The 2,373-nt window shown below is 52.7% G+C and carries 1 rRNA gene; it reads left to right on the forward strand.

The annotated features are described in order from the left end of the window. A 23S ribosomal RNA gene (locus JSY17_RS25430) occupies window positions 1-2,351 on the forward strand; the annotation flags it as partial. Window positions 2,352-2,373 lie beyond the last annotated feature (22 nt).

Genomic DNA, 2,373 nt, shown 5'->3' on the forward strand with positions numbered 1-2,373 from the left:
GGTGACTGCGTACCTTTTGTATAATGGGTCAGCGACTTATATTCAGTGGCAAGCTTAACCGAATAGGGGAGGCGTAGCGAAAGCGAGTCTTAATAGGGCGTTTAGTCGCTGGGTATAGACCCGAAACCGGGCGATCTATCCATGGGCAGGTTGAAGGTTAGGTAACACTGACTGGAGGACCGAACCGACTACCGTTGAAAAGTTAGCGGATGACCTGTGGATCGGAGTGAAAGGCTAATCAAGCTCGGAGATAGCTGGTTCTCCTCGAAAGCTATTTAGGTAGCGCCTCATGTATCACTGTAGGGGGTAGAGCACTGTTTCGGCTAGGGGGTCATCCCGACTTACCAAACCGATGCAAACTCCGAATACCTGCAAGTGCCGAGCATGGGAGACACACGGCGGGTGCTAACGTCCGTCGTGAAAAGGGAAACAACCCAGACCGTCAGCTAAGGTCCCAAAGTCATGGTTAAGTGGGAAACGATGTGGGAAGGCTTAGACAGCTAGGAGGTTGGCTTAGAAGCAGCCACCCTTTAAAGAAAGCGTAATAGCTCACTAGTCGAGTCGGCCTGCGCGGAAGATGTAACGGGGCTCAAACCATGCACCGAAGCTACGGGTATCACCTTTGGGTGATGCGGTAGAGGAGCGTTCTGTAAGCCTGTGAAGGTGAGTTGAGAAGCTTGCTGGAGGTATCAGAAGTGCGAATGCTGACATGAGTAACGACAATGGGTGTGAAAAACACCCACGCCGAAAGACCAAGGTTTCCTGCGCAACGTTAATCGACGCAGGGTTAGTCGGTCCCTAAGGCGAGGCTGAAAAGCGTAGTCGATGGAAAACAGGTTAATATTCCTGTACTTCTGGTTATTGCGATGGAGGGACGGAGAAGGCTAGGCCAGCCTGGCGTTGGTTGTCCAGGTTTAAGGTGGTAGGCTGAAATCTTAGGTAAATCCGGGGTTTCAAGGCCGAGAGCTGATGACGAGTGTTCTTTAGAACACGAAGTGGTTGATGCCATGCTTCCAAGAAAAGCTTCTAAGCTTCAGGTAACCAGGAACCGTACCCCAAACCGACACAGGTGGTTGGGTAGAGAATACCAAGGCGCTTGAGAGAACTCGGGTGAAGGAACTAGGCAAAATGGCACCGTAACTTCGGGAGAAGGTGCGCCGGTGAGGGTGAAGGACTTGCTCCGTAAGCCCATGCCGGTCGAAGATACCAGGCCGCTGCGACTGTTTATTAAAAACACAGCACTCTGCAAACACGAAAGTGGACGTATAGGGTGTGACGCCTGCCCGGTGCCGGAAGGTTAATTGATGGGGTTAGCGCAAGCGAAGCTCTTGATCGAAGCCCCGGTAAACGGCGGCCGTAACTATAACGGTCCTAAGGTAGCGAAATTCCTTGTCGGGTAAGTTCCGACCTGCACGAATGGCGTAACGATGGCGGCGCTGTCTCCACCCGAGACTCAGTGAAATTGAAATCGCTGTGAAGATGCAGTGTATCCGCGGCTAGACGGAAAGACCCCGTGAACCTTTACTATAGCTTTGCACTGGACTTTGAATTTGCTTGTGTAGGATAGGTGGGAGGCTGTGAAGCGTGGACGCCAGTCTGCGTGGAGCCATCCTTGAAATACCACCCTGGCAACTTTGAGGTTCTAACTCAGGTCCGTCATCCGGATCGAGGACAGTGTATGGTGGGTAGTTTGACTGGGGCGGTCTCCTCCTAAAGAGTAACGGAGGAGTACGAAGGTGCGCTCAGACCGGTCGGAAATCGGTCGTAGAGTATAAAGGCAAAAGCGCGCTTGACTGCGAGACAGACACGTCGAGCAGGTACGAAAGTAGGTCTTAGTGATCCGGTGGTTCTGTATGGAAGGGCCATCGCTCAACGGATAAAAGGTACTCCGGGGATAACAGGCTGATACCGCCCAAGAGTTCATATCGACGGCGGTGTTTGGCACCTCGATGTCGGCTCATCACATCCTGGGGCTGAAGCCGGTCCCAAGGGTATGGCTGTTCGCCATTTAAAGTGGTACGCGAGCTGGGTTTAGAACGTCGTGAGACAGTTCGGTCCCTATCTGCCGTGGACGTTTGAGATTTGAGAGGGGCTGCTCCTAGTACGAGAGGACCGGAGTGGACGAACCTCTGGTGTTCCGGTTGTCACGCCAGTGGCATTGCCGGGTAGCTATGTTCGGAAAAGATAACCGCTGAAAGCATCTAAGCGGGAAACTTGCCTCAAGATGAGATCTCACTGGAACCTTGAGTTCCCTGAAGGGCCGTCGAAGACTACGACGTTGATAGGTGGGGTGTGTAAGCGCTGTGAGGCGTTGAGCTAACCCATACTAATTGCCCGTGAGGCTTGACCATATAACACCCAAGCAATCTGCAA

Source organism: Pseudomonas capsici, assembly GCF_017165765.1.
In the GTDB taxonomy this organism is placed as follows: domain Bacteria; phylum Pseudomonadota; class Gammaproteobacteria; order Pseudomonadales; family Pseudomonadaceae; genus Aquipseudomonas; species Aquipseudomonas capsici.